At 68.4% G+C, this 20,826-nt stretch carries 20 protein-coding genes; 15 read left to right on the top strand and 5 right to left on the bottom strand.

Features of this window, described 5'->3' with window-relative positions; genetic code table 11:
* Window positions 1-233 precede the first annotated feature (233 nt).
* The 4 genes from ACFWFP_RS24780 to ACFWFP_RS24765 all read left to right on the top strand — a co-directional run bounded on the left by ACFWFP_RS24780 (window position 234) and on the right by ACFWFP_RS24765 (window position 3,766).
* Window positions 234-1,028, top strand: a complete 795-nt coding sequence (locus tag ACFWFP_RS24780; RefSeq protein WP_379298748.1) for an ABC transporter ATP-binding protein — start codon at window positions 234-236, stop codon at window positions 1,026-1,028.
* Window positions 1,025-1,816, top strand: coding sequence for an ABC transporter permease (locus ACFWFP_RS24775; protein ID WP_379298746.1), 792 nt, complete (start codon window positions 1,025-1,027; stop codon window positions 1,814-1,816). Before ACFWFP_RS24780 ends, ACFWFP_RS24775 begins: the two co-directional genes overlap by 4 nt.
* The gene (locus tag ACFWFP_RS24770; protein WP_379298744.1) at window positions 1,813-2,613 is read left to right on the top strand and encodes an ABC transporter permease; all 801 of its coding nucleotides are present in this window, start codon (window positions 1,813-1,815) and stop codon (window positions 2,611-2,613) included. Before ACFWFP_RS24775 ends, ACFWFP_RS24770 begins: the two co-directional genes overlap by 4 nt.
* Before the next feature lie 88 nt (window positions 2,614-2,701).
* A complete protein-coding gene (locus ACFWFP_RS24765; RefSeq protein ID WP_379298742.1) occupies window positions 2,702-3,766 on the top strand; it encodes an ABC transporter substrate-binding protein in 1,065 nt (354 codons plus the stop codon).
* 27 nt (window positions 3,767-3,793) lie between these two features.
* On the opposite strand, the gene ACFWFP_RS24760 is transcribed toward ACFWFP_RS24765, so the two are convergent.
* Together ACFWFP_RS24760 and ACFWFP_RS24755 are read right to left on the bottom strand one after the other, a co-directional pair.
* On the bottom strand, window positions 3,794-4,813 hold the full coding sequence (locus ACFWFP_RS24760; RefSeq protein WP_379298740.1) for an XdhC family protein: 1,020 nt from the start codon (window positions 4,811-4,813) through the stop codon (window positions 3,794-3,796).
* Between the two features lie 15 nt (window positions 4,814-4,828).
* On the bottom strand, window positions 4,829-5,425 hold the full coding sequence (locus tag ACFWFP_RS24755; RefSeq protein WP_379298738.1) for an NTP transferase domain-containing protein: 597 nt from the start codon (window positions 5,423-5,425) through the stop codon (window positions 4,829-4,831).
* Window positions 5,426-5,551: 126 nt separating this feature from the next.
* On the opposite strand from ACFWFP_RS24755, the gene uraD reads away from it, so the two are divergent.
* The 5 genes from uraD to ACFWFP_RS24730 all read left to right on the top strand — a co-directional run bounded on the left by uraD (window position 5,552) and on the right by ACFWFP_RS24730 (window position 9,727).
* Window positions 5,552-6,043 carry a 2-oxo-4-hydroxy-4-carboxy-5-ureidoimidazoline decarboxylase gene (gene uraD, locus ACFWFP_RS24750; protein ID WP_379298919.1) on the top strand — a complete coding sequence of 164 codons (492 nt, stop codon included), beginning with the start codon at window positions 5,552-5,554 and terminating at the stop codon, window positions 6,041-6,043.
* The gene (gene uraH, locus ACFWFP_RS24745; protein ID WP_379298736.1) at window positions 6,040-6,357 is read left to right on the top strand and encodes a hydroxyisourate hydrolase; all 318 of its coding nucleotides are present in this window, start codon (window positions 6,040-6,042) and stop codon (window positions 6,355-6,357) included. Before uraD ends, uraH begins: the two co-directional genes overlap by 4 nt.
* A gap of 1 nt (window position 6,358) precedes the next feature.
* The gene (gene pucL, locus ACFWFP_RS24740; protein WP_379298734.1) at window positions 6,359-7,264 is read left to right on the top strand and encodes a factor-independent urate hydroxylase; all 906 of its coding nucleotides are present in this window, start codon (window positions 6,359-6,361) and stop codon (window positions 7,262-7,264) included.
* Window positions 7,252-8,622, top strand: a complete 1,371-nt coding sequence (locus tag ACFWFP_RS24735; RefSeq protein ID WP_379298732.1) for an 8-oxoguanine deaminase — start codon at window positions 7,252-7,254, stop codon at window positions 8,620-8,622. Before pucL ends, ACFWFP_RS24735 begins: the two co-directional genes overlap by 13 nt.
* A 253-nt stretch (window positions 8,623-8,875) precedes the next feature.
* Window positions 8,876-9,727 carry an FAD binding domain-containing protein gene (locus ACFWFP_RS24730; RefSeq protein WP_379298730.1) on the top strand — a complete coding sequence of 284 codons (852 nt, stop codon included), beginning with the start codon at window positions 8,876-8,878 and terminating at the stop codon, window positions 9,725-9,727.
* 2 nt (window positions 9,728-9,729) lie between these two features.
* Here the strand turns inward: ACFWFP_RS24730 and ACFWFP_RS24725 are convergent, their stop codons facing one another.
* On the bottom strand, window positions 9,730-10,128 hold the full coding sequence (locus tag ACFWFP_RS24725; protein WP_379298728.1) for a winged helix-turn-helix transcriptional regulator: 399 nt from the start codon (window positions 10,126-10,128) through the stop codon (window positions 9,730-9,732).
* Window positions 10,129-10,229: 101 nt separating this feature from the next.
* On the opposite strand from ACFWFP_RS24725, the gene ACFWFP_RS24720 reads away from it, so the two are divergent.
* From ACFWFP_RS24720 to puuE, 5 genes are read left to right on the top strand one after another with little or no spacing between them, the layout of a single operon-like run.
* Complete coding sequence (locus ACFWFP_RS24720; protein WP_379298726.1) at window positions 10,230-11,177, top strand: NADP-dependent oxidoreductase; 948 nt, start codon at window positions 10,230-10,232, stop codon at window positions 11,175-11,177.
* Complete coding sequence (locus ACFWFP_RS24715) at window positions 11,174-14,248, top strand: molybdopterin-dependent oxidoreductase (RefSeq protein WP_379298724.1); 3,075 nt, start codon at window positions 11,174-11,176, stop codon at window positions 14,246-14,248. The genes ACFWFP_RS24720 and ACFWFP_RS24715 overlap by 4 nt, the downstream gene beginning before the upstream one ends.
* Complete coding sequence (locus tag ACFWFP_RS24710) at window positions 14,245-15,468, top strand: DUF6986 family protein (RefSeq protein ID WP_379298722.1); 1,224 nt, start codon at window positions 14,245-14,247, stop codon at window positions 15,466-15,468. The genes ACFWFP_RS24715 and ACFWFP_RS24710 overlap by 4 nt, the downstream gene beginning before the upstream one ends.
* A 59-nt stretch (window positions 15,469-15,527) precedes the next feature.
* Entirely contained in the window at window positions 15,528-16,502 is a 975-nt protein-coding gene (alc, locus tag ACFWFP_RS24705) for an allantoicase (RefSeq protein WP_379298720.1), read from the top strand.
* On the top strand, window positions 16,499-17,443 hold the full coding sequence (puuE, locus tag ACFWFP_RS24700; RefSeq protein ID WP_379298718.1) for an allantoinase PuuE: 945 nt from the start codon (window positions 16,499-16,501) through the stop codon (window positions 17,441-17,443). Before alc ends, puuE begins: the two co-directional genes overlap by 4 nt.
* On the opposite strand, the gene ACFWFP_RS24695 is transcribed toward puuE, so the two are convergent.
* Together ACFWFP_RS24695 and ACFWFP_RS24690 are read right to left on the bottom strand one after the other, a co-directional pair.
* The gene (locus tag ACFWFP_RS24695; protein ID WP_379298716.1) at window positions 17,440-17,730 is read right to left on the bottom strand and encodes a hypothetical protein; all 291 of its coding nucleotides are present in this window, start codon (window positions 17,728-17,730) and stop codon (window positions 17,440-17,442) included. The two genes, puuE and ACFWFP_RS24695, sit on opposite strands and share 4 nt — an antisense overlap.
* 74 nt (window positions 17,731-17,804) lie before the next feature.
* Complete coding sequence (locus ACFWFP_RS24690) at window positions 17,805-18,947, bottom strand: lipase family protein (RefSeq protein WP_379298714.1); 1,143 nt, start codon at window positions 18,945-18,947, stop codon at window positions 17,805-17,807.
* A gap of 496 nt (window positions 18,948-19,443) precedes the next feature.
* Between ACFWFP_RS24690 and aceA the strand changes: the two genes are divergently transcribed.
* Window positions 19,444-20,733: an isocitrate lyase gene (gene aceA / locus ACFWFP_RS24685; RefSeq protein WP_067450000.1), complete on the top strand. Its 1,290-nt coding sequence runs from the start codon at window positions 19,444-19,446 to the stop codon at window positions 20,731-20,733.
* Window positions 20,734-20,826: the final 93 nt, after the last annotated feature.

Genomic DNA, 20,826 nt, shown 5'->3' with positions numbered 1-20,826 from the left:
TCCAGTCCACGGGCCCTGTCGGGCACGTCATCGCAGTGCTTCCCCCGGTCGCCGAGAGCATATGCGCTCGACGCCTGCAGGGCTGTCAGATCCTCCGACACTCTATGTCCTCTCACAGGACCGAATCGTTACCGGTTCACTTTTATGGTGACTTCGAGCACGGTTTACGGGGGCGCAATCTGGGCTGTGATTCGGAAATGCCGCCGCAACCAGGCGCTCTTATGGTGACGAGCATGGGTAAGGAAATCCCCGGTAGCGCGACCACCGGGATCGAGATCAGTGGGTTGAGCAAGACCTTCACGGTGGGCCGCACCACTGTCAACGCGCTGGACTCGGTCGATTTGCGGACTTCGCACGGCGCATTCCTGTCATTGCTCGGGCCCTCGGGCTGCGGCAAATCGACGGTGTTGCGGATTCTGGCCGGTCTCGACGATCCGAGTGCGGGTACCGCGCGGATCAACGGCATGTCCCCGGAACAATTGCGCGGTGGAGCCGAGCTCGGAATCGCGTTTCAGGATTCGGCGTTGCTGCCGTGGCGCAGTGTGGAGTCGAACATCCGGCTGCCGTTGCAGGTGGCCGGACTGCCCGCCGAACCGGACCGGATCGCCGAACTGATCGCGCTGGTCGGCCTCGAAGGGTTCGAGAAGGCCAAGCCCGCACAGTTGTCCGGCGGTATGCGCCAACGGGTTTCGATCGCGCGAGCGCTGGTGGTGCAGCCGTCGGTGCTGTTGCTCGACGAACCGTTCGGCGCGCTCGACGACATGACCCGGCAGCGATTGAACCTGGAACTGCTGCGCATCTGGACCGAGAAGCCCGCGACCACCCTGATGGTCACCCACGGCATCGGCGAGGCGGTGTTCCTCTCCGACGTGGTGGCGGTGATGAGTCCACGACCGGGCCGGGTGCTGGAACTGGTCGAGATCGACCTGCCGCGTCCGCGCACACCGGAGATGATGCGCACGCCGGAATTCCACAAGCTCTGTGACTACCTGTCCGAGTTGCTGTTCGGGCGGGGTGGGGTCGCGTGAGCGTGGCGACCGCGCGGCGTCTCCCGGCGGGGATCGGCACGGGCCGGGTGGCCGGGGCGGCGGGCGTGGTGGTGCTGATCGCCGTGTGGTGGGCGCTGGCCGCCGCCGGCACCGCGGGCGGGACGATTCCCTCACCGTGGCGGGTCCTTTCGGCCATGTGGTCGGACGGATGGGGGCTCTACGGGCCCAACTTCGGTGTCACCGCGATCGGGGCCATGCAGGGCTTCCTCTGGGGCAACGTGCTGGCGATCGGAATCGCGGCGCTGATCATGCTGGTGCCGCGGATCGAACCCCTCGCGACCCAGCTGGCCATCCTGAGCTATTGCACGCCGCTGGTGGCGCTGGGCCCGATCATCCTGGTGGTGTTCGGCGGCCGCACGCCCACGGTGTTCCTGGCCGCGATGTACTGCTTCTTCACCACCATGGTCGGCGCGGTGAGTGGATTGCGCTCGGCCGATCCGGCGAGCCTGGATCTGGTGCGCGTCTACGGCGGTGGCCGCTGGCAGCAGCTGTATCGGGTGCGAGCCATCGCCGCCCTGCCGAATACGTTCGCCGCCTTGAAGATCGCCGCGCCGTCGGCCGTGCTCGGCGCGATCATCGGTGAATATCTGGGTGGCGTCGACAGCGGTATCGGAGTCGCGCTCACCGCCGCACAGACCGCCTACAACGTGCCACGCACCTGGGGCATGGCGATCGCCGCGGCCGCGCTGGCCGGACTCGGGTACCTGCTGGTGGCGGGCACGGCCCGCCTGATCACGCCGTGGACGACGGTGGAGGAGCGACGATGACCACCACTGTTGTGCGCCGGATCGGCCGCTTCCTGCTGCCGTTGGCGACGTCGCTGATCCTGCTGCTGGTCATCTGGACGCTGTTTCTCCGCCTGTTCCCGCAGATCGGGCCGCGAGTGGGGAAGACGCCGTCGGATGTCTGGGCCTACCTGGTCACTTCGGCAGGCGCGCCGGCGGCGCGCCAGGCGATCTTCGACGACCTCGCGATCACCCTCGCTGACGCGGCATCGGGGTTCGTCGTCGGGATGCTCGGCGCACTCGGCGTCGCCGCGCTGTTCGTGCTGTATTCGGCTGTGCGACAGACGTTCATGCCGGTCGCGATGCTGTTGCGGTCGGTGCCGCTGGTCGCCCTGAGCCCGATCGTGGTGCTGATCTTCGGCCGTGGCACGGCGGGGGTGACGGTGCTGACAGCGATCGTCGTGTTCTTCCCCGCCCTGGTGATGATCATGACGGGCCTGGGTGAAGCACCCAGGCAGGCAATGGAATTGGTGACCGTCTACGGCGGCACCCGGTGGACACGACTGCGGATGGTCGCGGTGCCCGCCGCGCTGCCGTCGGTGTTCGCCGCGGCCAGGGTCTCGGTGCCCGGCGCGTTGATCGGCGCGCTGCTGGGTGAATGGCTGGGCAGTGGAACCGGATTGGGCGCGAGCCTGGTGCGGGCCATCCCGATGTTCCAGTACAACCGGCTGTGGGCGTCGATCGTGGTGGTCACGGTGGTATCGGTACTGCTGTACGCGATTGTCGGCGTGATCGAGAACGTGGTACTCGCGCGCTTCGGGCCGAACGCTGGATCCTAGAACCGCGGCACCAGCCGCCGAATAAACGGGAATAGCGGTGGAACGTGGCCGCAAAGAGAACGAAACGCACCGAACCTACATTCTGCGTATGAACAGTATCGACCGTCGTTCCTTTCTCCGCTTTTCCGCATTGGCCGGCGCGGCGCTGGGCGGCGCCGGGTTGCTCGCCGCCTGCGGCGGTAGTTCGGCCACTTCCTCGAACGGCTCGACCGACGACGGCTCGAAATTCGGCAAGGTCGCTGTCCAGTTGTCCTGGATCAAGAACATCGAATTCGCGGGCGAGTATTTCGCCGATTCGAAGGGCTATTTCAAAGATGCGGGATTCGGTGCGGTAGATCTCGTCGCGGGTGGCGCGGCGTCGACTTCGGTGGAAGCCGGTCTCGATACCGGCAAGGTCTGGCTCGGTCTTTCCGCACCGCAGACCACCGCGCCCGCCGTGCTGGAAGGACTACCCGCCAAGATCGTCGGCGCGACTTATCAGAAGAACCCGTTCGCGATCGTGAGCTCGGCGGGCAAGCCGATCACCTCGCCCGCGGAGATGAAGGGCCGCAAGATCGGCGTGCAGGACACCAATCAGCTCATCTTCAGCGCCCTGCTGGCGGCCAACGGCATCAGTCCCGGCGATGTCACCGTGGTACCCGCACAGTTCGATCCGACCCCGCTGGCCAACGGTGAGGTCGACGGCTGGGTGAGTTATGTGACCAACGAGCCGATCACCCTGGCCGCCAAGGGCTTCGCCAACGACCACTTCCTGTTCGCCGACTTCGGTCTGCCGCTGGTCGCCGAGACATTGACCGTCAGCCAGAACACCATCGACAACGAGCGCGACAAACTCAAGGCCTTCCTGACCGCCCAGATCAAGGGCTGGAAGGACGCTGTCGCCAACCCCGCCGAGTCCGCGCGCTTGGCCGTCGAGGTCTACGGCAAGGACCTGAAACTCGATCTGGCCGAGCAGACGAAGGAGGCCACCGCGCAGAACGACCTGGTCGTCTCGGCGTCGACCAAGACCGACGGCCTGCTGACGATGTCCGACGCGCTGATCGACCAGAACATCGCCGCGCTGCGCACCGCCAAGATCGACATCAAGGCCGACCAGCTCTTCGACCTGTCGGTACTGCGCGAGGTGTACGCCGAAAACCCAGGTCTGAAGTAGGCCGCGACCAGCGGCGCCGGCCGCGGCCTAGATGGCCAGGCCCACAGCGGCTGTCGACCCGTAGTCGCGCTGGGCCGCCAGGCGCAGGCCCGCGCGGGAGGCGAGGAAGTCGGCGGTGATGAAGACGGCGGTCTCGGCGGGCGTGCGCGGGCCCGCTTCCAGGCCCGCGGGTACGTGCACGCGCGACAGGGTCGGCTCGTCGAAGCCGCCCGCGCGCAGGTCGTCGAGGCGACGAGCCTGGTCGGCGGGGGTGCCGAGGGCCGCGAGGTAGCCGAGCTCGGGTAGTCGTAAGGCGACGGTGAGCAGCGGGATCTCGAAGCGCGGCTCGTTGGCCAGCACGACGATGGCGGTGCTGTTGTCGACCTCGCCCGCGGCCGAGAGAGTGTTGAGGTAGCGGTGCGGCCAGTCGACGACCACTTCGGCGCCGGGGAACGAGGCCGGATCGGCGAACTCGGGGCGCGAGTCGCAGATGGTGACCCGGTAGCCGATCATCCGCGCCTGCGCGACGAGGGTGGCCGCGTAGGCGTTGGCGCCGAAGATGATCAGACGCGGCGGCGGGCAGTACGAGGCGACGAACAGATCCGACTCGGGCAGCGCGACGAGTTCGGTCGCGTGCTTGCGGTCGGTGACCAGATGCTGGCCGATGACATCGGGATCCTGATTCCACACCACGGTGAACACGGTGACCCGGCGATGGGCTTGGATATCGGCGGCGATAGTGGGGAATTCGGGAAAATCGCGGCAGGAGAACGGTTCTACGAAGATATCGACGAGCGTTCCGTCGTCGGCGCTCGATTCCAGACCGGTGAGCATGCTGTAGCGACGCAGTTGCCGGACGCCGGTGCGGCCCGCTTCCAGCGCCGCGTCGTAGACGGTCTCTTCCAGACGTCCCGAGGCGATGGATCCGAAGACGCCACCGTTGGGGGTGACGAGCATCGAAGAGCCGATGGGCAGGGAATTGGTGCCGATGGTACGGACCACGGTGGCGAGGCCGCCCGTACGGCCCGAATGCCACACTCGCAGAAGGTCATCGACGATATCGCGCATATCTCACAACTCCGATCACCGTGCGCCGACTTCCGGGAAATCGCGATCGGTCCCTGTCGCCAAGTCGTCGCACGTGACGCACACCATATCCTGTCGACCGCCCAAATAGGAACCGGCCCCGATATCGCCGAAGACCATCTCGAAAATGGCGTCCCAGTGCTTGTTCTCGATCACAACCGGATGTCCAGGTGTGTTGTGAAACACAGCGCGGGCAAGTCCGCTCTTGCTCGAACGTGCCGCGGCGAGCACTCTCGCTGCCACATCGGCCCCGATATCCGGGGTGTCGACGGGCAGGAACGCCACGTAACGGGTGTCCTCTTCGGCGGCGGCGCGCAGGCCCGCGCGCACCGTCGCGGAGAGTCCGGTCGCCCAGTCGGCGACCCACCGGCATCGGGTGCCGTCGGGCAGTCCGAGGGCGGCCGGATCGGGTCCGGTCGCGCCGAGCAGGACGATCACCGGATCGCAGCCGCCGTCGCGCAGGGCGGTGATCGCCGAGCGCAACCAGGCGCCGTTCTCGGCGAGTGCCTTGGGTTTGCCGTATCGCGTGCCCGCACCCGCCGCGAGGACGATGCCCGTGCACGAGGTGCGCGCGCAACGGTCGACTGGGGGCATGTGAGCGAAGGTAATGACGCAATGTTGCCGGTCGATTACAGCAGGGGAGCGCGGCGACGACGACACGCCGACGTGATGGACTGCACATCGGTGGCGGCGGGCCCGGGATCGCGCGATGCTGGATCGATGACGAGCGAAGGGCTCAGTCTCGCGGGTTTCAACGATCTACCTGCGAAGACTGCCGAAGAAGCGCTGCTTGCCTGTTGCTCGGCGCCACGCTGGGCGCGGGCGATCGCGGCCGCGCGCCCCTATGCCACCACCGAAGCGCTGTTGGCGGCGGCCGAGGCGGGAACGGCTGCGCTGGACGACGCCGAAATCGACGAGGCGCTGGCCGGTCACCCGCGGATCGGCGACCGGCCGACCTCGGCGGCGTCGGCGCGCGAGCAGTCCGGGGTGGCGGGCGAGGACGTGCGCTCGGCGCTGTCCGAGGGCAATCGTGCCTACGAGGCGAAGTTCGGCCATATCTACCTGGTCTGCGCGGCAGGTCGCAGCGGCGAGGAGTTGCTGGCGATCCTGCGGGCGCGGTTGGACAACGATCCGTCGACGGAAAGGCAGGTCATGCGAACTGAACTGGTCAAGATCAACCGGCTGCGCCTGGCGGGGCTGGTGGCGGCATGACGAGCGTGAGCACCCACGTCCTCGACGCCGTGCGCGGCGAGCCCGCCACGGGTGTGGCGGTGTGGCTGATGCGCGGGGAACAGCGGCTCACCGAGGCGCTCACCGACGCCGACGGCCGGGTGAAAGACCTGGCGGCCGGACTCAATCCGGGTGACTACCGACTGTTCTTCGACACCGGCAGCTACTTCGCGGCGCAGGGCACCGAGACCTTCTATCCGGAGGTCTGCGTCGCGTTCACGGTGGGTGAGCAGCCGCATCTGCATGTGCCGCTGTTGCTGTCGCCGTTCGCCTATTCCACCTACCGAGGGAGCTGAGATGGCACTGACCGGTCCGATCGTGTTGACCGACCATCGCTATGGCAAGGCCGAGAATCGGGTTGTGCGTTTCTACAAAGAGAACGCGCGCCACGAGATTCGCGACGTGAACGTCTCGACCACGCTGCGTGGCGATTTCGAGGCGGCGTACACCGAGGGTGACCAGCGTCACGTCCTGCCCACCGACACCCAGAAACACATGGCCTTCGTGTATTCGAAGAAGCCCGGCCTCGACACCATCGAGGACTACGCGATCGCGCTGGGCAAGCATTTCGCCGACTCGGTGGATCCGGTGTCGAGCGCGCGGATCGACGTGGACTCCTATGGCTGGCAGCGGGTTTCGGTCGACGGTGCCGAACACGATCACACCTGGGTGCGCCAGGGTCCCGAAGTGCGCACGGCCGCGGTGACCGTGGCGGGCAAGGGCGCGCGGCAGCAGCGGTGGGTGATCGGCGGGATCAAGGACCTGGTGTTGCTCAAGTCGACGGGATCGGAGTTCGCCGACTTCCTCACCGACGAGTACACGACGCTCGCGCCGACCCACGACCGCGTGCTGGCCAGTTCGCTGGTGGTCGGGTGGCGGTTCGCCGAGACCAGCGGATTCGACTGGGACGAGGTGTACGCCGGGATCCGCGCCACCCTGCTCGAGCTGTTCGCGACCACCTACTCCAAGGCCCTGCAGCAGACGCTGTACGCGATGGGAACGGCCGTGCTGCAACGTTTTCCGATGCTGGCCGAGATCCGGTTGTCGGCGCCGAACAAACACCACTTCGACTACGACCTCGCGCGGTTCGAGATCGAGAACAAGGGTGAGGTCTTCTGGGCGGCCGACCGGCCGTACGGCTCGATCCACGCCACCCTGGCGCGCGCGGACGCACCCGATGCGGGCATCGCGTGGCAGCCGTGAGCGCGCCCGATCTGCTGATCCACGGCTGTGCGGTGGTGACCGTCGACGCGGCGGGCACCGAATACCGAGACGGCTGGGTCACCCTGCGCGGCAACAAGATCGATGCCGTCGGTGCGGGTGAGCCGCCCGAGTTCGGCCCGGCGGTCGCGCGGATCGACGGACGTGGCTGCCTGCTCACCCCCGGCCTGGTGAACACCCACCACCACCTGTACCAGTGGATCACCCGTGGGCTGGCCGCCGACAACACCCTGTTCGAGTGGCTGACCACGCTGTATCCGGTGTGGGCGCGGATCGACGAGAAGTCGGTGCGGACGGCGGCCACCGGCGCGCTGGTCTCGCTGGCGCGCAGCGGATGTACGACGTCGTCGGATCACCACTACGTGTTCCCGCGCGGCGGCGGTGACCTGCTCGCCGCCGAGATCGGCGCGGCGACCGAGGTGGGGCTGCGCTTCCACCCGGCGCGCGGGTCGATGGACCTCGGCCAGAGCATGGGCGGGCTGCCACCGGACACCGTGGTCGAGTCGATCGACAAGATTCTCGCCGCGAGCGCGGCGGCCATCAGGGACTGGCACGACCCGTCCTTCGACGCGATGGTGCGGATAGCGCTCGCCCCCTGCTCACCGTTCTCGGTGACCGCCGACCTCATGCGCGAATCCGCGGCGCTGGCCCGTTCCGCGGGCGTCCGGCTGCACACGCACCTCGCCGAAACACTCGACGAGCAGGACTTCTGCCAGGAGAAGTTCGGGTGCACGCCGGCCGAGTACATGGAGCAGCTGGGCTGGCTGGGCGACGACGTCTGGTACGCCCACGCCGTGCACCTCGACGACCCGGCGATCGCGGCGATGGCGAGCACCGGGACCGGGATCGCGCACTGCCCGACCTCCAACGGCCGGTTGGGCGCCGGGATCGCGCGGACCGCGGACCTGGTGGCGGCCGGTGTGCCCGTAGGCCTCGGGGTCGACGGTGCGGCCAGCAACGAGTCCAGTTCGATGGTCGAGGAACCGCGCAACGCGCTGCTGTACGCGCGGGCGGTCGGCGGGCCGCGGGCGATGACGGTACGCACGGCGCTGGAGCTGGCGACCATGGGCGGTGCGCGGGTGCTCGGGCGGGCGGCCGAGATCGGGTCCATCGAGCCGGGCAAGCTGGCCGATCTGGCGCTGTGGCGGCTGGATACGCCCGCTCACGCCGGTATCGAGGACCCGGTCGTCGCGCTGATCCTCGGCTCGGCGCCGCCGCTGGCCGCACTGCTGGTGAACGGGCGCGAGGTCGTTCGCGACGATGTCGTGCTGACGGTGGACGAGGCGTCGGTGGGTGCCGAGGTGGCCCAGGCCCAGGCCACGCTGCTGGCCGGTGCGTGATCACGCGCGGACCCCGGCGCGTGATCACGCGCGGTGGGGGCGGGCCGTGACGTCATCCGCGCGCCGGCCGGCACGTGAGCTCGGATGTCGGGCCGGCGGCCATGCTCGTCGTCGGCGTGCTGATCTGCGGTTTTGCCTGGATCGGCGCACACTGGATGGCGTACACCGGGTTAACCGCGGCGCAATCTGGCGCGGGTTTCGTGCAACATCGTGGCAACTCCCGGCCCCTACTGTGGCCGGTGAGGTTAGCGAGGTGAACGTGGATCTGGACACTGTCTCCGAGATTGTTCTCGCCCGCGAACGCGCCGATCTGGCGCAGGTCGGAGCGGGAAGCGCGGTGCTGGCGGGCGGTACTTTCCTGTTCTCCGAACCGCACGATCATCTCGACACGCTCGTCGACATCACCACTCTCGGCTGGGCACCGCTGACCGAGTCCGCGCAGGGTCTGGAGATCGCCGCGACCTGCACGCTCGCGGAGTTCGCCTGCGCCCGTCCGGGCCGGGAACTCGGCGCGTCGACGATGCGGCCGCAATGGCCGGGGACGGCCCTGTTCGCGCAGTCCTGCCGGGCGCTGCTGGCCTCGCACAAGATCTGGCGCACGGCGACGGTCGGCGGGAACGTGTGCCTGTCGCTGCCCGCCGGCGCGGTTCTCGGCGCGCTCGTCGCCTTGGACGCCACCGCGGTGATCTGGCCGCGTGGCGGTGGTGAGCGCCGAATCTCCCTGCGCGACTTCGTCACCGGTCCGGGCACGAACCTGCTGGGATCGGGCGCTGTGGTGCGCTCGTTCCTGGTTCCCACCTCCAGCCTGTTGGCGCGCACCAGCTTTCGCAAGGTGGCCTTGGCTCCGCTCGGGCGTTCCGGGTCGGTGGTGATGGGCACGCGTGCGCCCGACGATCGGTGCGCGATCACCATCACCGCGGCGACCGTTCGCCCGATCGTCCTCGACTTCGATTCCGTCCCTTCGTCATCCGAGGTGAACGACGCGCTGACCTGCCTCGATGCCGACGTATGGTTCGACGATCCGCACGGTGCGCCCGACTGGCGCGAGCATGTGACCGGGCTGCTGGTCGGCGAGGTGGCCGCCGAACTCGGGGAGGCGTCGTGAGTTCAGCGAGGCGCGTCGTAGGCGGCCCGTGCGACGAGCACCTGATCCATGTGCTGCTCGGCCCAGCCCTTGATCGTGCGCATCACCGGCAGCAAGTCCTCGCCGAGCGGAGTCAGCCGGTACTCGACGCGAACCGGCACCTCGGGCAGTACGGTGCGGGTGACCAGGCCGTCGCGTTCGAGATTGCGCAGGGTCTGGGTGAGCATCTTCTGGCTCACGCCCGCCAGCCGCTGGTTCAGCTCGCTGTAGCGCAGCGAACCGTCGGCCAGCGCGTTGATCGCCAGACTCACCCACTTGTCGCTGATCCGGTCCAGCAGCTGACGCGCCGGGCATTGGGCCACGTAGGCGTTGTAGGCCGCGCTCGCCTCGGCGCGGCGCTCGGCGGCGGTCCGCGTGCTCATCGCTCTCCTTCGCGTGCGGTACGCACTTCACAGTGCGTACTTCCCGATAGAGAGTAGCTCTCCCTAGGTTTGGTCAGTACCTACGGAAGAGAGAAATCATCATGCGCGCAGTTGTCGTCCATACCTTCGGCGGACCGGAAGCACTCGAACTCGTCGAGGTGCCGGTGCCCGCGCCGGGGCCGGGTCAGGTGCGGATCCGGGTGTCGGCGGCCGCGGTGAACCCGGTCGACGCGGTGACCAGGTCGGGAGCGCTGGTCGAAGCCGGTCTGATGGCGCCGCGAGCGGTGACCGGGATCGGCTGGGACGTGGCGGGCGAGATCGACGAGGTCGGCGCCGGGGTGCGCGGCTTCGCGGTGGGCCAGCCCGTGATCGGGCTTCGTGATCTGCTCGACCGGTCGCTGGGCAGCTATGCGGACTACCTCGTACTCGACGCGGCGGCGGTGGCGGCGGCGCCCGTCGGACGCTCGGCCGCGCAGGCCGCGACGCTACCGCTTAACGGGCTCACCGCTTTTCAGGCGCTCGATCTGCTCGATCTCGCCGAAGGCGACAGCGTGCTGGTAACCGGCGCGGCCGGTGCGGTCGGCGGTTTCGCGGTCGAGATCGCCGCGCGATGGCGTGGACTCCGAGTGATCGCGCAGGTCGGCGACGAGGACGCCGACTTCGTGCGCGGGCTCGGTGCTACGTGGGTGGTGCCGCGTGCGACTCCAGATCTGGCCGAGGCGGTACGTGCGCTGGTGCCCGGTGGCGTGGACGCGGTCCTGGACACCGTGGGCCTGAGCGCCAGAGCGCTTGCCGCAGTGCGCAACCGGGGGTCTTTCGTCACCGTTGTCGGTGGCGCCGACCCGCTTCCCCTGCGCGGTATCCGCGTTCACCACGCCTGGATCAGCGCCGACGGCGCGGCCCTCGCCACCCTCGCCGGTTACGACCTCGCCCTGCGAGTAGCCGACACGCTGCCGCTGGAACAAGCCGCCGATGCGCACGCCCGACTGGCCGAGGGCGGTCTGCGCGGCCGCATTGTGCTGACCACAGAACACGGAGGTGGTTCATGAGGCTCGATATCGACGGCCGCGCGGTCGAAGTGACCGCGCGGCCCGGCCAGTGTCTGCGCACGCTGCTGCGCGAACACGGTGAGCTGGCGGTCAAGAAGGGCTGTGACTCCGGCGACTGCGGCGCCTGCTCGGTGCTGCTCGACGGCGAACCCGTCCACTCCTGCCTCATCCCGGCACACCGCGCCGCCGATCGCGCGGTGACGACCGCCGCGGGCCTCGGCGACACGGACGGGCCGAACCCGGTGCAGCGCAGCTTCGTCGACAACGCCGGGTTCCAATGTGGTTTCTGCACTGCTGGAATGGTGGTGACAGCGTCGGGTCTGGCCGCCGTTCGGTCCGGCACATCTGTGGACAACTCTGCTGCTCCGGCGATCACGGACGCCGAACGTGCCGAGCTGCTGAAGGGAAACCTGTGCCGCTGCACGGGTTATCGCGCCATCGCCGACGCTGTGGCCGCATCCTGTGCAGCACTGTGCACAAATACCGAGTCCGACTCAGCCCAGCGCCGTTCGGGAGAATCCGGCACGTTGTGCACAGGGAAGGCCGGTCGTGAGTCGACCGCCGGCCGGTCAGCTCATTCGCCTGGTGACGACGTACGGCCGCCAGGTGACGAGCAGGCGCGATCGGCTGGGCCGATCGTTGCGCAGGGGCCTGGTGTCGAGTCGTATGTGGGCGGGCATCTGGCCGGCGAGGTCACCACGGTTTCGGCCGAAGAAGGGCCGCAGGTCGGGGTGTCCGCCGTGTCGGCAGTCCAGGCACGGGTCGGTGGGGTGATGCGGCGGAAGTATCGGCCGGGCCAGATCGGGGACGGGGTGGGGGCGCCCGCAGGGGCGCGGATCGTGCGGGGTGGGGAGGCGTTCACGATGGACGTGGTGCCGGGAGCGGGGGAGCAGATGCCGCCGGTGGCTCCCTGGCATCTGGCTGTGCTGGCCAGTCCGCACGCACATGCGCGGATCGTCTCCGTCGACGTGGCGGCGGCGCGGGCGGTACCGGGTGTGCACACGGTGTTGACGCATGTGGATGGACCGCGGACCCCGTTCTCCACGGCTCGTCACGAACTACGCGAGGACGATCCGGACGACACCTTCGTGCTCGACAGCACGGTCCGGTTCGCGGGACAGCGGGTAGCCGCGGTGGTGGGGGAGACCCTGGACGCCGCACGCGCGGGGGTGCGGGCGCTGCGCGTGGAGTACGAGGTGCTGCCCGCGGTCTTCGAGCCCGAGGCAGCGTTGGCCGACGGCGCACCGTTGCTGCATGCCGACAAGCCGGACTCGGCACGGATCGCCGACGCGCAGCGCAATCTGATCGCCGAGATCCACGGCGGTGTGGGTGATTTCGATGCGGGCATCGAGCATGCCGCGAAAGTGGTGAGCGGCGTGTGGAATTCGCCGCGTGTGCAGCATGTGCACCTGGAGACCCACGGCGGGATCGGCTGGCTCGACGACGCGGGCAGGCTCGTCGTCCGATCGAGTACGCAGGTGCCGTTCCTGGTGCGCGACGAACTCTGCCACCTGTACGGGTTGGACCGAGATCGCGTGCGGGTGTTCGCGACTCGCGTCGGCGGCGGATTCGGGGCGAAGCAGGAAATGCTGGCCGAGGACCTGATCGCCTTGGCCGTCCTGCGCACCGGGCATCCCGTGCACTACGAGTTCACCCGCACCGACGAATTCACCTCGGCCACGTGCCGTCACCCGATGCGCGTCGCGGTCACCGCGGCAGCCGACGCGGCGGGGGTCCTGACCGCGCTCTCGGTGGATGTCCTCGCCGACGCGGGCGCCTACGGCAATCACAGCGCGGGCGTGATGTTCCATTCGGTCGGCGAATCGGTGGCCGTCTACCGGTGCCCGAACAAGCGGGTCGACGCGCAAGCGGTGTACACCAACAACGTTCCCTCCGGCGCGTTCCGTGGATACGGGCTCGGCCAGGTGATCTTCGGCGTCGAATCGGCGATCGACGAACTCGCCCGCGAACTCGGCATCGACCCGTTCGAATTCCGCCGGCGCAATGTGGTGATACCGGGCGATCAATTCACCGCCGCCGAAATCGACGAGTCCGACCTGACTTTCGGCAGTTACGGCCTCGACCAATGTCTCGACACCGCTCAACAGGCACTACGTCGCGGCAACGGTGTGGCGGCGCCCGGCCCGCACTGGCAGGTGGGTGAGGGGATGGCCGTGGCCATGATCGCGACCGTACCGCCGCGCGGACACCACGCCGATGCCACGGCGAGCCTGCTCTCCGATGGCCGCTACGAGATAGGCGTCGGCACGGCGGAATTCGGCAACGGGACAACGACAGTCCACGCCCAGCTCGCGGCGACGGCGCTGGCCACCGCCGCCGAGCGGATCGTGATCCGCCAGTCCGACACCGACGTGGTCGGCCACGACACCGGCGCGTTCGGCTCCACCGGAACCATGGTCGCGGGCAAAGCCTCCTACGCGGCGGCGCTCGAACTGCACGCGATGCTGCTGGCCAGGGCAGCGAAGGTGAGCGGTCACCCCGAACGCGACTGTCTGCTCGAAGCGGGCGGCGTGCGCTGCGGCGACGAACTGATCACCGCGGCGCAGCTGCTCGCCGACGGGGCGCTGCTCGCCCACGGCACCCACGCGGGCACCCCGCGCTCGGTGAGCTTCAATGTCCACGCGTTCCGGGTGGCGGTCCAGCCGTCTACCGGTGCGGTTCGGATATTGCAGTCGGTCCAGGTCGCCGACGCGGGCACGGTGCTCAACCCGGTGCAGCTGCGCGGACAGGTGGAAGGCGGCGTCGCCCAGGCGATCGGGACCGCGCTCTACGAGGACCTGCGGACCGAGGCAGGCGTGGTGACCACGCGGACGCTGCGCCACTATCACATTCCGCAGTTCGCCGATCTGCCCCGCACCGAGGTGTATTTCGCCGAAACCAGTGACGAACTGGGCCCGCTGGGTGCCAAATCGATGAGTGAGTCCCCCTACAACCCGGTGGCCCCCGCCCTGGCGAACGCGATCCGCGACGCCGTCGGTGTCCGCCCGGACCGATTACCGATGACCGCCGACCGTGTGTGGCGGGCCATCAAGGAAGGAACCGCCGGGTGAATACTCGCCTGCCCGAACATATTCGCGCCCGCGTCGACGCGGTGCTCGATGCCGTCGACGCCGAATTGCGCGTGCGCTATCCCGGAGCCGGTGACCGGGTCCAGCCCGTGCACACCGCCTACGTTCCCGCCGACCGGGCCACCGCGCAGACCCCCGCCGAGTGGGGCGCCGCCGCGTTGGCGCTGCTGCATCGCCATGCCGACTTCCTGGTCGGTCTCGATGTCACCGGTTCGCTGCCTGCCGTGCGCCGTCGACTCGCGGAGCGGCCGGTGCAGGACATGCGCATCGACTTCGAAGACGGTTACGGGTTCCGCGCCGATGACGAAGAGGACGCGGCGGCGAAGGCCGCGGGCGAGGCACTGGCGGCGTGGGCAGGCAAGCCCGGCGCACCGGTCTCGTTCGGTGTCCGGACGAAAGGTCTGGCCGCGAACGAACGTCGGCGCGCGTTGCGCACCCTTGAAATGGTTCTCGACGGGGCGGGTGGCGCGCTGCCCGGTTTCGTGTTCACGGTGCCCAAGATCCGTGCCGCGGAACAGGTGTCGGCGATCGTCGACCTGTGCACCGGCCTCGAGCGCGGCCACGGCCTGCCCGAACGGTCGCTGCGTTTCGAACTCCAGATCGAGAGCCCGCAGGCGATCATCGCCCCCGACGGCACCGTGCCCATCGTGAAGATGATCCACCTGGCCGACGGCCGGTGTAGCGCATTGCATTTCGGTACCTACGACTACACCGCCGCCTGCGGCATCGCGGCCACCGATCAGGCCCTCGACCATCCCGCAGCCGACTACGCCAAGTCGGTGATGCAGGTCGCCGCCGCGCAGACGGGGGTGTGGATCTGCGACGGCTCCACCCAGATCGTCCCCGAGGTCGATCCCGAAGCCGCCATGGCCAATCACCACCGCCTGGTCGAGCGGGCTCTGCGCCGCGGCTACTACCAGGGCTGGGACATGCACCCCGGCCACCTGATCACCCGCTGGCTCGCCACCTACGACTTCTTCCGCGGCGCGTCCGAGGTGGCGGTGCCGCGCCTGACCGCCTACCTGGACCGGCGCGGTGGCGGCGTCATGGACGAGCCCGCGACCGCCGAGGCCCTGGCGAGCACCGTGCTGCGCGGACTGCGCGCCGGTGCGTACACCGAGGCCGAACTCCTGGCCGACGCGCCGGGGCTGACCAGCGATGTTCTGCTCGATCTCGCCGCTCGACGGGTGCGCGCGACGTGAGGTAACCGCCCCGAATAGCGGTATACCAGTAATATGGCATTCGACCCCAGGAGGCACCCGTGAGCCGATTCACCGGCAGCGACGATTTCACCCTGCTCCCGGATCTGGCCGTCCGCACCCTCGGCGGTTCCGTGATCTGGGCGAACGACGAATTCTTCGCGGAGAAGGAGAACCTGGTCAGCCCGGGCCCGTCGGAGTACCAGCCGGCGACGTTCGGCCACAAGGGTCAGGTCTACGACGGCTGGGAGACCCGCAGGCACCGCGGTAAGCCCGGCGACGATTCGGCCGTCGTACGCCTCGGCGTGCCCGGCGTGATCCGTGGCGTCGTAGTCGACACCGCCTGGTTCAAGGGCAACTTTCCGCCCGAGGTATCGCTGTCGGCGCTGGCGATCGAGGGCTACCCGCCCGCCGAGGAGATCGCCGCCCGCACCGACTGGGTGACCCTGCTCGACCGCGTGAAGGTCGGTGGTGACACCCGCAATCCGTTCGCCGTCGACGACGAGAACCGCTGGACCCACGTGAAACTCACCATGCATCCCGACGGCGGGGTCGCCCGCCTGCGCGTGCACGGCGAAGGCCGGCCCGATACCGCGCTGCTCGGCCTCGGCCCGCTCGATCTCGCCGCGCTGGAGAACGGCGCCCTCGTGCTCGACTGCTCCAACCGCTTCTACAGCTCGCCCAACCAGCTGCTCTACCCGGGCCTGGCCAGGGAAATGGGCGACGGCTGGGAGACGGCGCGCCGTCGCGACGACGGAAACGACTGGGTGCGAATCCAACTCGCCGGGCCAGGGGCGATCCGGCTGGCCGAGATCGACACCTCCTGCTTCCTCGGCAACAGCCCCGGCGCGGCCTCGCTCACCGGATTCACCAGCGACGGAACCGAAGTCGAGCTCCTGCCGCGCACCGACCTGCTGCCCGATACCCGCCACCGGTTCGCGCTGCAGCCCGCGGCCGCCTCGGTCGCGCAGGTGCGCCTCGATATCTATCCCGACGGCGGCCTCGCACGGCTGCGCCTCTACGGGGAGCTCGGATGAGCGCGGTATCGCCCAGCGATCCCGTGGGAGGTGCGACGGGTGGGCGCGATTTCGTCGGGTACGGGCCGAATCCGCCCGACCCGCAATGGCCCGGCGACGCGCAGATCGCCGTGCAGTTCGTACTGAATTATGAAGAGGGCGGGGAGAACAACGTCCTCGACGGTTCGCCACGATCGGAGACCTTCCTCTCCGAGATGACGCCCGCCGATGCCTTCCCGAACCGGCACATGAGCATGGAATCGCTCTACGAATACGGTTCGCGCGCCGGGTTGTGGCGGGTGCTGCGCGCCTTCGAACGGCGCGAACTGCCGCTCACCGTCTTCGCGGTGGCGCGCGCGATGCAGCGCAATCCCGAAGCGGTGGCGGCCTTTTCCGAACTCGGCCACGAAATCGCCTGCCACGGCCTGCAATGGAAGTCCTATCAGCTGGTCGACCGCGAGGCCGAACGCGCCGATATGGCCGAGGCGATCCGCATCCTCACCGAGCTCACCGGCTCGGCCCCGCTCGGCTGGTACACCGGCCGCGACTCCCCGAACACCCGCGAATTGGTGGTCGAGCAGGGCGGTTTCGTCTACGACTCCGATTCCTATGCCGACGACCTGCCCTACTGGACCGAGGTGCGCGGCCGCAACCACCTGGTTGTTCCGTACACCCTCGACACCAACGACATGCGCTTCGCCTCCCCGGCGGGCTTCGCCAACGGCGACGAGTTCTACGCCCACCTGCGCGACGCCTTCGACGTCCTCTATCGCGAAGGGGCCGAGGGCACTCCGAAAATGCTCTCCATTGGCCTGCACTGCCGCATCGCGGGCCGTCCCGCCCGGACCGCGGCACTGGAACGCTTTCTCGACCACGTCCAATCCCACGACCGGGTGTGGACAACTCGCCGCATCGATATCGCCGAACACTGGCGCACGGTGCATCCGGCGGGCGTTGCCTAGGCCAAACCGCAACGTTCGATGTTGCCCAGCGTGATCTGCCGATCGGATTCCTTGGCCTGCGGAACGCGGTTGTAGGCGCCCATGGAATCCATGTAGTCGACGAACGTGTCCGCGATCTCCTGCGGCGTCGCATCAGGTTTCGCGGCGCGGACGTTGTCGACCAGGGTGCGCGTGGTCTCGCACTGCTCTTCCGGGGTGAAGATCGGCGGCGGCGGATCGGCGTGCGCGAAAGCTGGTGCGAGCAGCAGCACGAAAGCGGCCAGGGCGGCGGATCGAATAATTCTCACCCTGCGACTCTACGTATCGAAACCGCAACGGCCCCATGCCACTTGATGTAGCACGGGGCCGTTGTCGTGTTCGGTCAGGCGAACAACGACCTGACGAAGGGGAGGGAGTCGACCAGGGAGGCGTTGACGGTGCCGTCGTGGTCGGTGGGGTAGGCGCGGAAGGTGACGGGCTGGCCGTTGGCCTCCAGGACGGCGGCGTAGCGGAGGGTTTCGGGGGTCACCACGTCGGTGTCGCGCAGGCCCTGGCCGAGGAAGAGGGGGCGGTCGTAGCCGGATTCGGGCAGGCCCATGTAGTGCGCGAGCAGGCCGTGGACGTCGGGGATCGACGACAGCGGGCGGGCGAACATGCTGCCGACCGAGGGCTTCGCGGCGGCCAGTTCGTCACCGAGCGGGCCGATGCAGCCGGTTTGGGCGCGGGCGAGCCAGGTGCGGCCGGTGTCGGTGAGCAGGCCGTCGATGTCGAGGTGGGGGTAGGTGGTGCGCAGCCCGCTGAGGATGTACAGGACATAGGCGGTGAGATGGGAGCTCAGGGCGACGGGGGGCACGCCAGGGCCGACGAGTTGGATGACGTCCTCGATGTAGGCGGGCACACCGGTGCCGACCGCGCCGCGGTAGTCCAGGTCGGGGCCGCCGAATTCGGTGGCGTAGCGGGCGGTGAACACCGCGGCGCCGCCACCCTGGGACTGGCCGACCACGGCCCACTTGTTCGACAGGGACGCGTACTGCGCGGTCGCGGCCTTGACCCCGTCGACCACGTTGTGCGCTTCGGCGATGCCGTTGAGGTAGGGATGTTCGCCGGGTCCGCCGAGGCCCGCGTAGTCGGCGGCCACGATCGCGTAGCCCTGCTTCAACCAGGTGCCGAGGTAGGCCCAGTCCCGCTCGACCGCGGCGGGCCCGGCCACGCTGTAGGCGCAGTCGTCGCCGAGGCCGACGGTGCCGTGCGCCCACGCGATCACCGGCCAGCCGCCCTGCGGAGCCTCGCCCGCGGGGAAGTACACGGCCGCGCTGGTGGTGGTGGGCTGATCGCCCGCCGTGGTCGAGCGGTAGAGCAGGCGCTCGGCGCGGGCCGATCCGGGCAGGGTGGCCGCGGCGGGCAGTGACTCCACGCCGACGACGGTGCCCGCCGCCCCGCTCGGTTGCGCGCTCGCCACCGGCGCCAGGCTCAGCGCCGCCGCCAACACGGTCAGCGATGCCGCCGCGATCCTCGAAATCCTCATGGGCCCACTCTTTCGCCTCGGTGGATGAGTGTCCACTTCCGGGGGCGGTGGGATCAATACCCGCGTCGTGACCGAATCGAGTGACGACACGCACATCATTCGTGTCCGGCGTGGTGTGTGAAACGACTCACAGACTGCGAGGCTCGGGAGTGTCGGCGCGGGCCCACCTGATGATCGCTAACAGTACGAGCGTTATGCTAAAACTCCAGGTCAGCGCTACTCGCTGGTAGGCGGAGTCCTTGCAATTAGCCCGCTAATTTCGCAAAGTTAGCAAACGCGTCGGCAAAACTAGCTGAGATTCACACAACCAACAGGTAGACGGCCATTTCTGGGTGTGCCATTGTTTGGAAGTACACCCCTTGGGCCCTAGTAAGTCCTAGCAAGCCTGCAAATTGCCCCAGCAGTACGAGATGTGCAACCGAAAGCGTTCAGCCGCCGGTTGATTCGCACGCCGTCTGCGTGGAGCACCGACCACACGAGGAAGTGGAGTCAAGAGATGTCTCTCCCCGGCACCCCGAAGACCGCAGCGGAAATCCAGCAGGATTGGGACACCAACCCGCGTTGGAAGGGCCTGACCCGCACCTACTCCGCCGAGCAGGTTTCCAAGCTGCAGGGCAACGTCGTCGAGGAGCACACCCTCGCCCGTCGCGGTTCGGAGATCCTGTGGGACCTCGTGAACAACGAGGACTACATCAACTCGCTGGGCGCCCTCACCGGCAACCAGGCCGTGCAGCAGGTTCGCGCCGGCCTGAAGGCCATCTACCTGTCCGGTTGGCAGGTCGCCGGTGACGCCAACCTGTCCGGCCACACCTACCCGGACCAGTCGCTGTACCCGGCGAACTCGGTTCCCGCGGTCGTGCGTCGCATCAACAACGCCCTGTCGCGCGCCGACGAGATCTCCAAGGTCGAGGGCGACGAGTCGGTCAAGAACTGGCTGGCCCCGATCGTGGCCGACGCCGAGGCCGGCTTCGGTGGCGCCCTGAACGCCTACGAGCTGCAGAAGGCCATGATCGTGGCCGGTGCCGCCGGTGTGCACTGGGAAGACCAGCTCGCCTCGGAGAAGAAGTGCGGCCACCTCGGTGGCAAGGTGCTGATCCCCACCCAGCAGCACATCCGCACCCTGACCTCCGCCCGTCTCGCGGCCGACGTCGCCGACGTGCCCTCGGTGATCATCGCCCGCACCGACGCCGAGGCCGCCACCCTCATCACCTCCGATGTGGACGAGCGCGACCGTGAGTTCCTCGACGGCACCCGTACCGCCGAAGGCTTCTTCGGTGTGAAGAACGGCATCGAGCCCTGCATCGCGCGTGCCAAGGCCTACGCCCCCTTCGCCGACCTCATCTGGATGGAGACCGGTATCCCGGACCTCGAGGTCGCGCGCAAGTTCGCCGAGTCGGTTCGCAGCGAGTTCCCGGACCAGCTGCTGGCCTACAACTGCTCGCCTTCGTTCAACTGGAAGGCGCACCTGGACGACGCGACCATCGCGAAGTTCCAGCGTGAGCTCGGCGCGATGGGCTTCAAGTTCCAGTTCATCACCCTGGCGGGCTTCCACTCGCTCAACTACGGCATGTTCGACCTGGCGCACGGCTACGCTCGCGAGGGCATGACCGCGTTCGTCGACCTGCAGGAGCGCGAGTTCAAGGCCGCCGCCGAGCGTGGCTTCACCGCCATCAAGCACCAGCGTGAGGTCGGTGCCGGCTACTTCGACACCATCGCCACCACCGTCGACCCCAACACGTCGACCGCCGCCCTGAAGGGCTCCACCGAAGAGGGTCAGTTCCACTGATCCCCCTCGGGGTTGCTTTGACCGGCAACACCTTTCCTCTACTCCGGTAGGGGTGTACGCCCTCCCACGCCATACAGCCCTGGCGTGGGAGGG

Source organism: Nocardia sp. NPDC060249, assembly GCF_042728755.1.
Taxonomy (GTDB): domain Bacteria; phylum Actinomycetota; class Actinomycetes; order Mycobacteriales; family Mycobacteriaceae; genus Nocardia.
The sequence above is the reverse complement of the archived record's forward strand: the minus strand, read 5'-3'. Positions and strand labels throughout refer to the sequence as shown.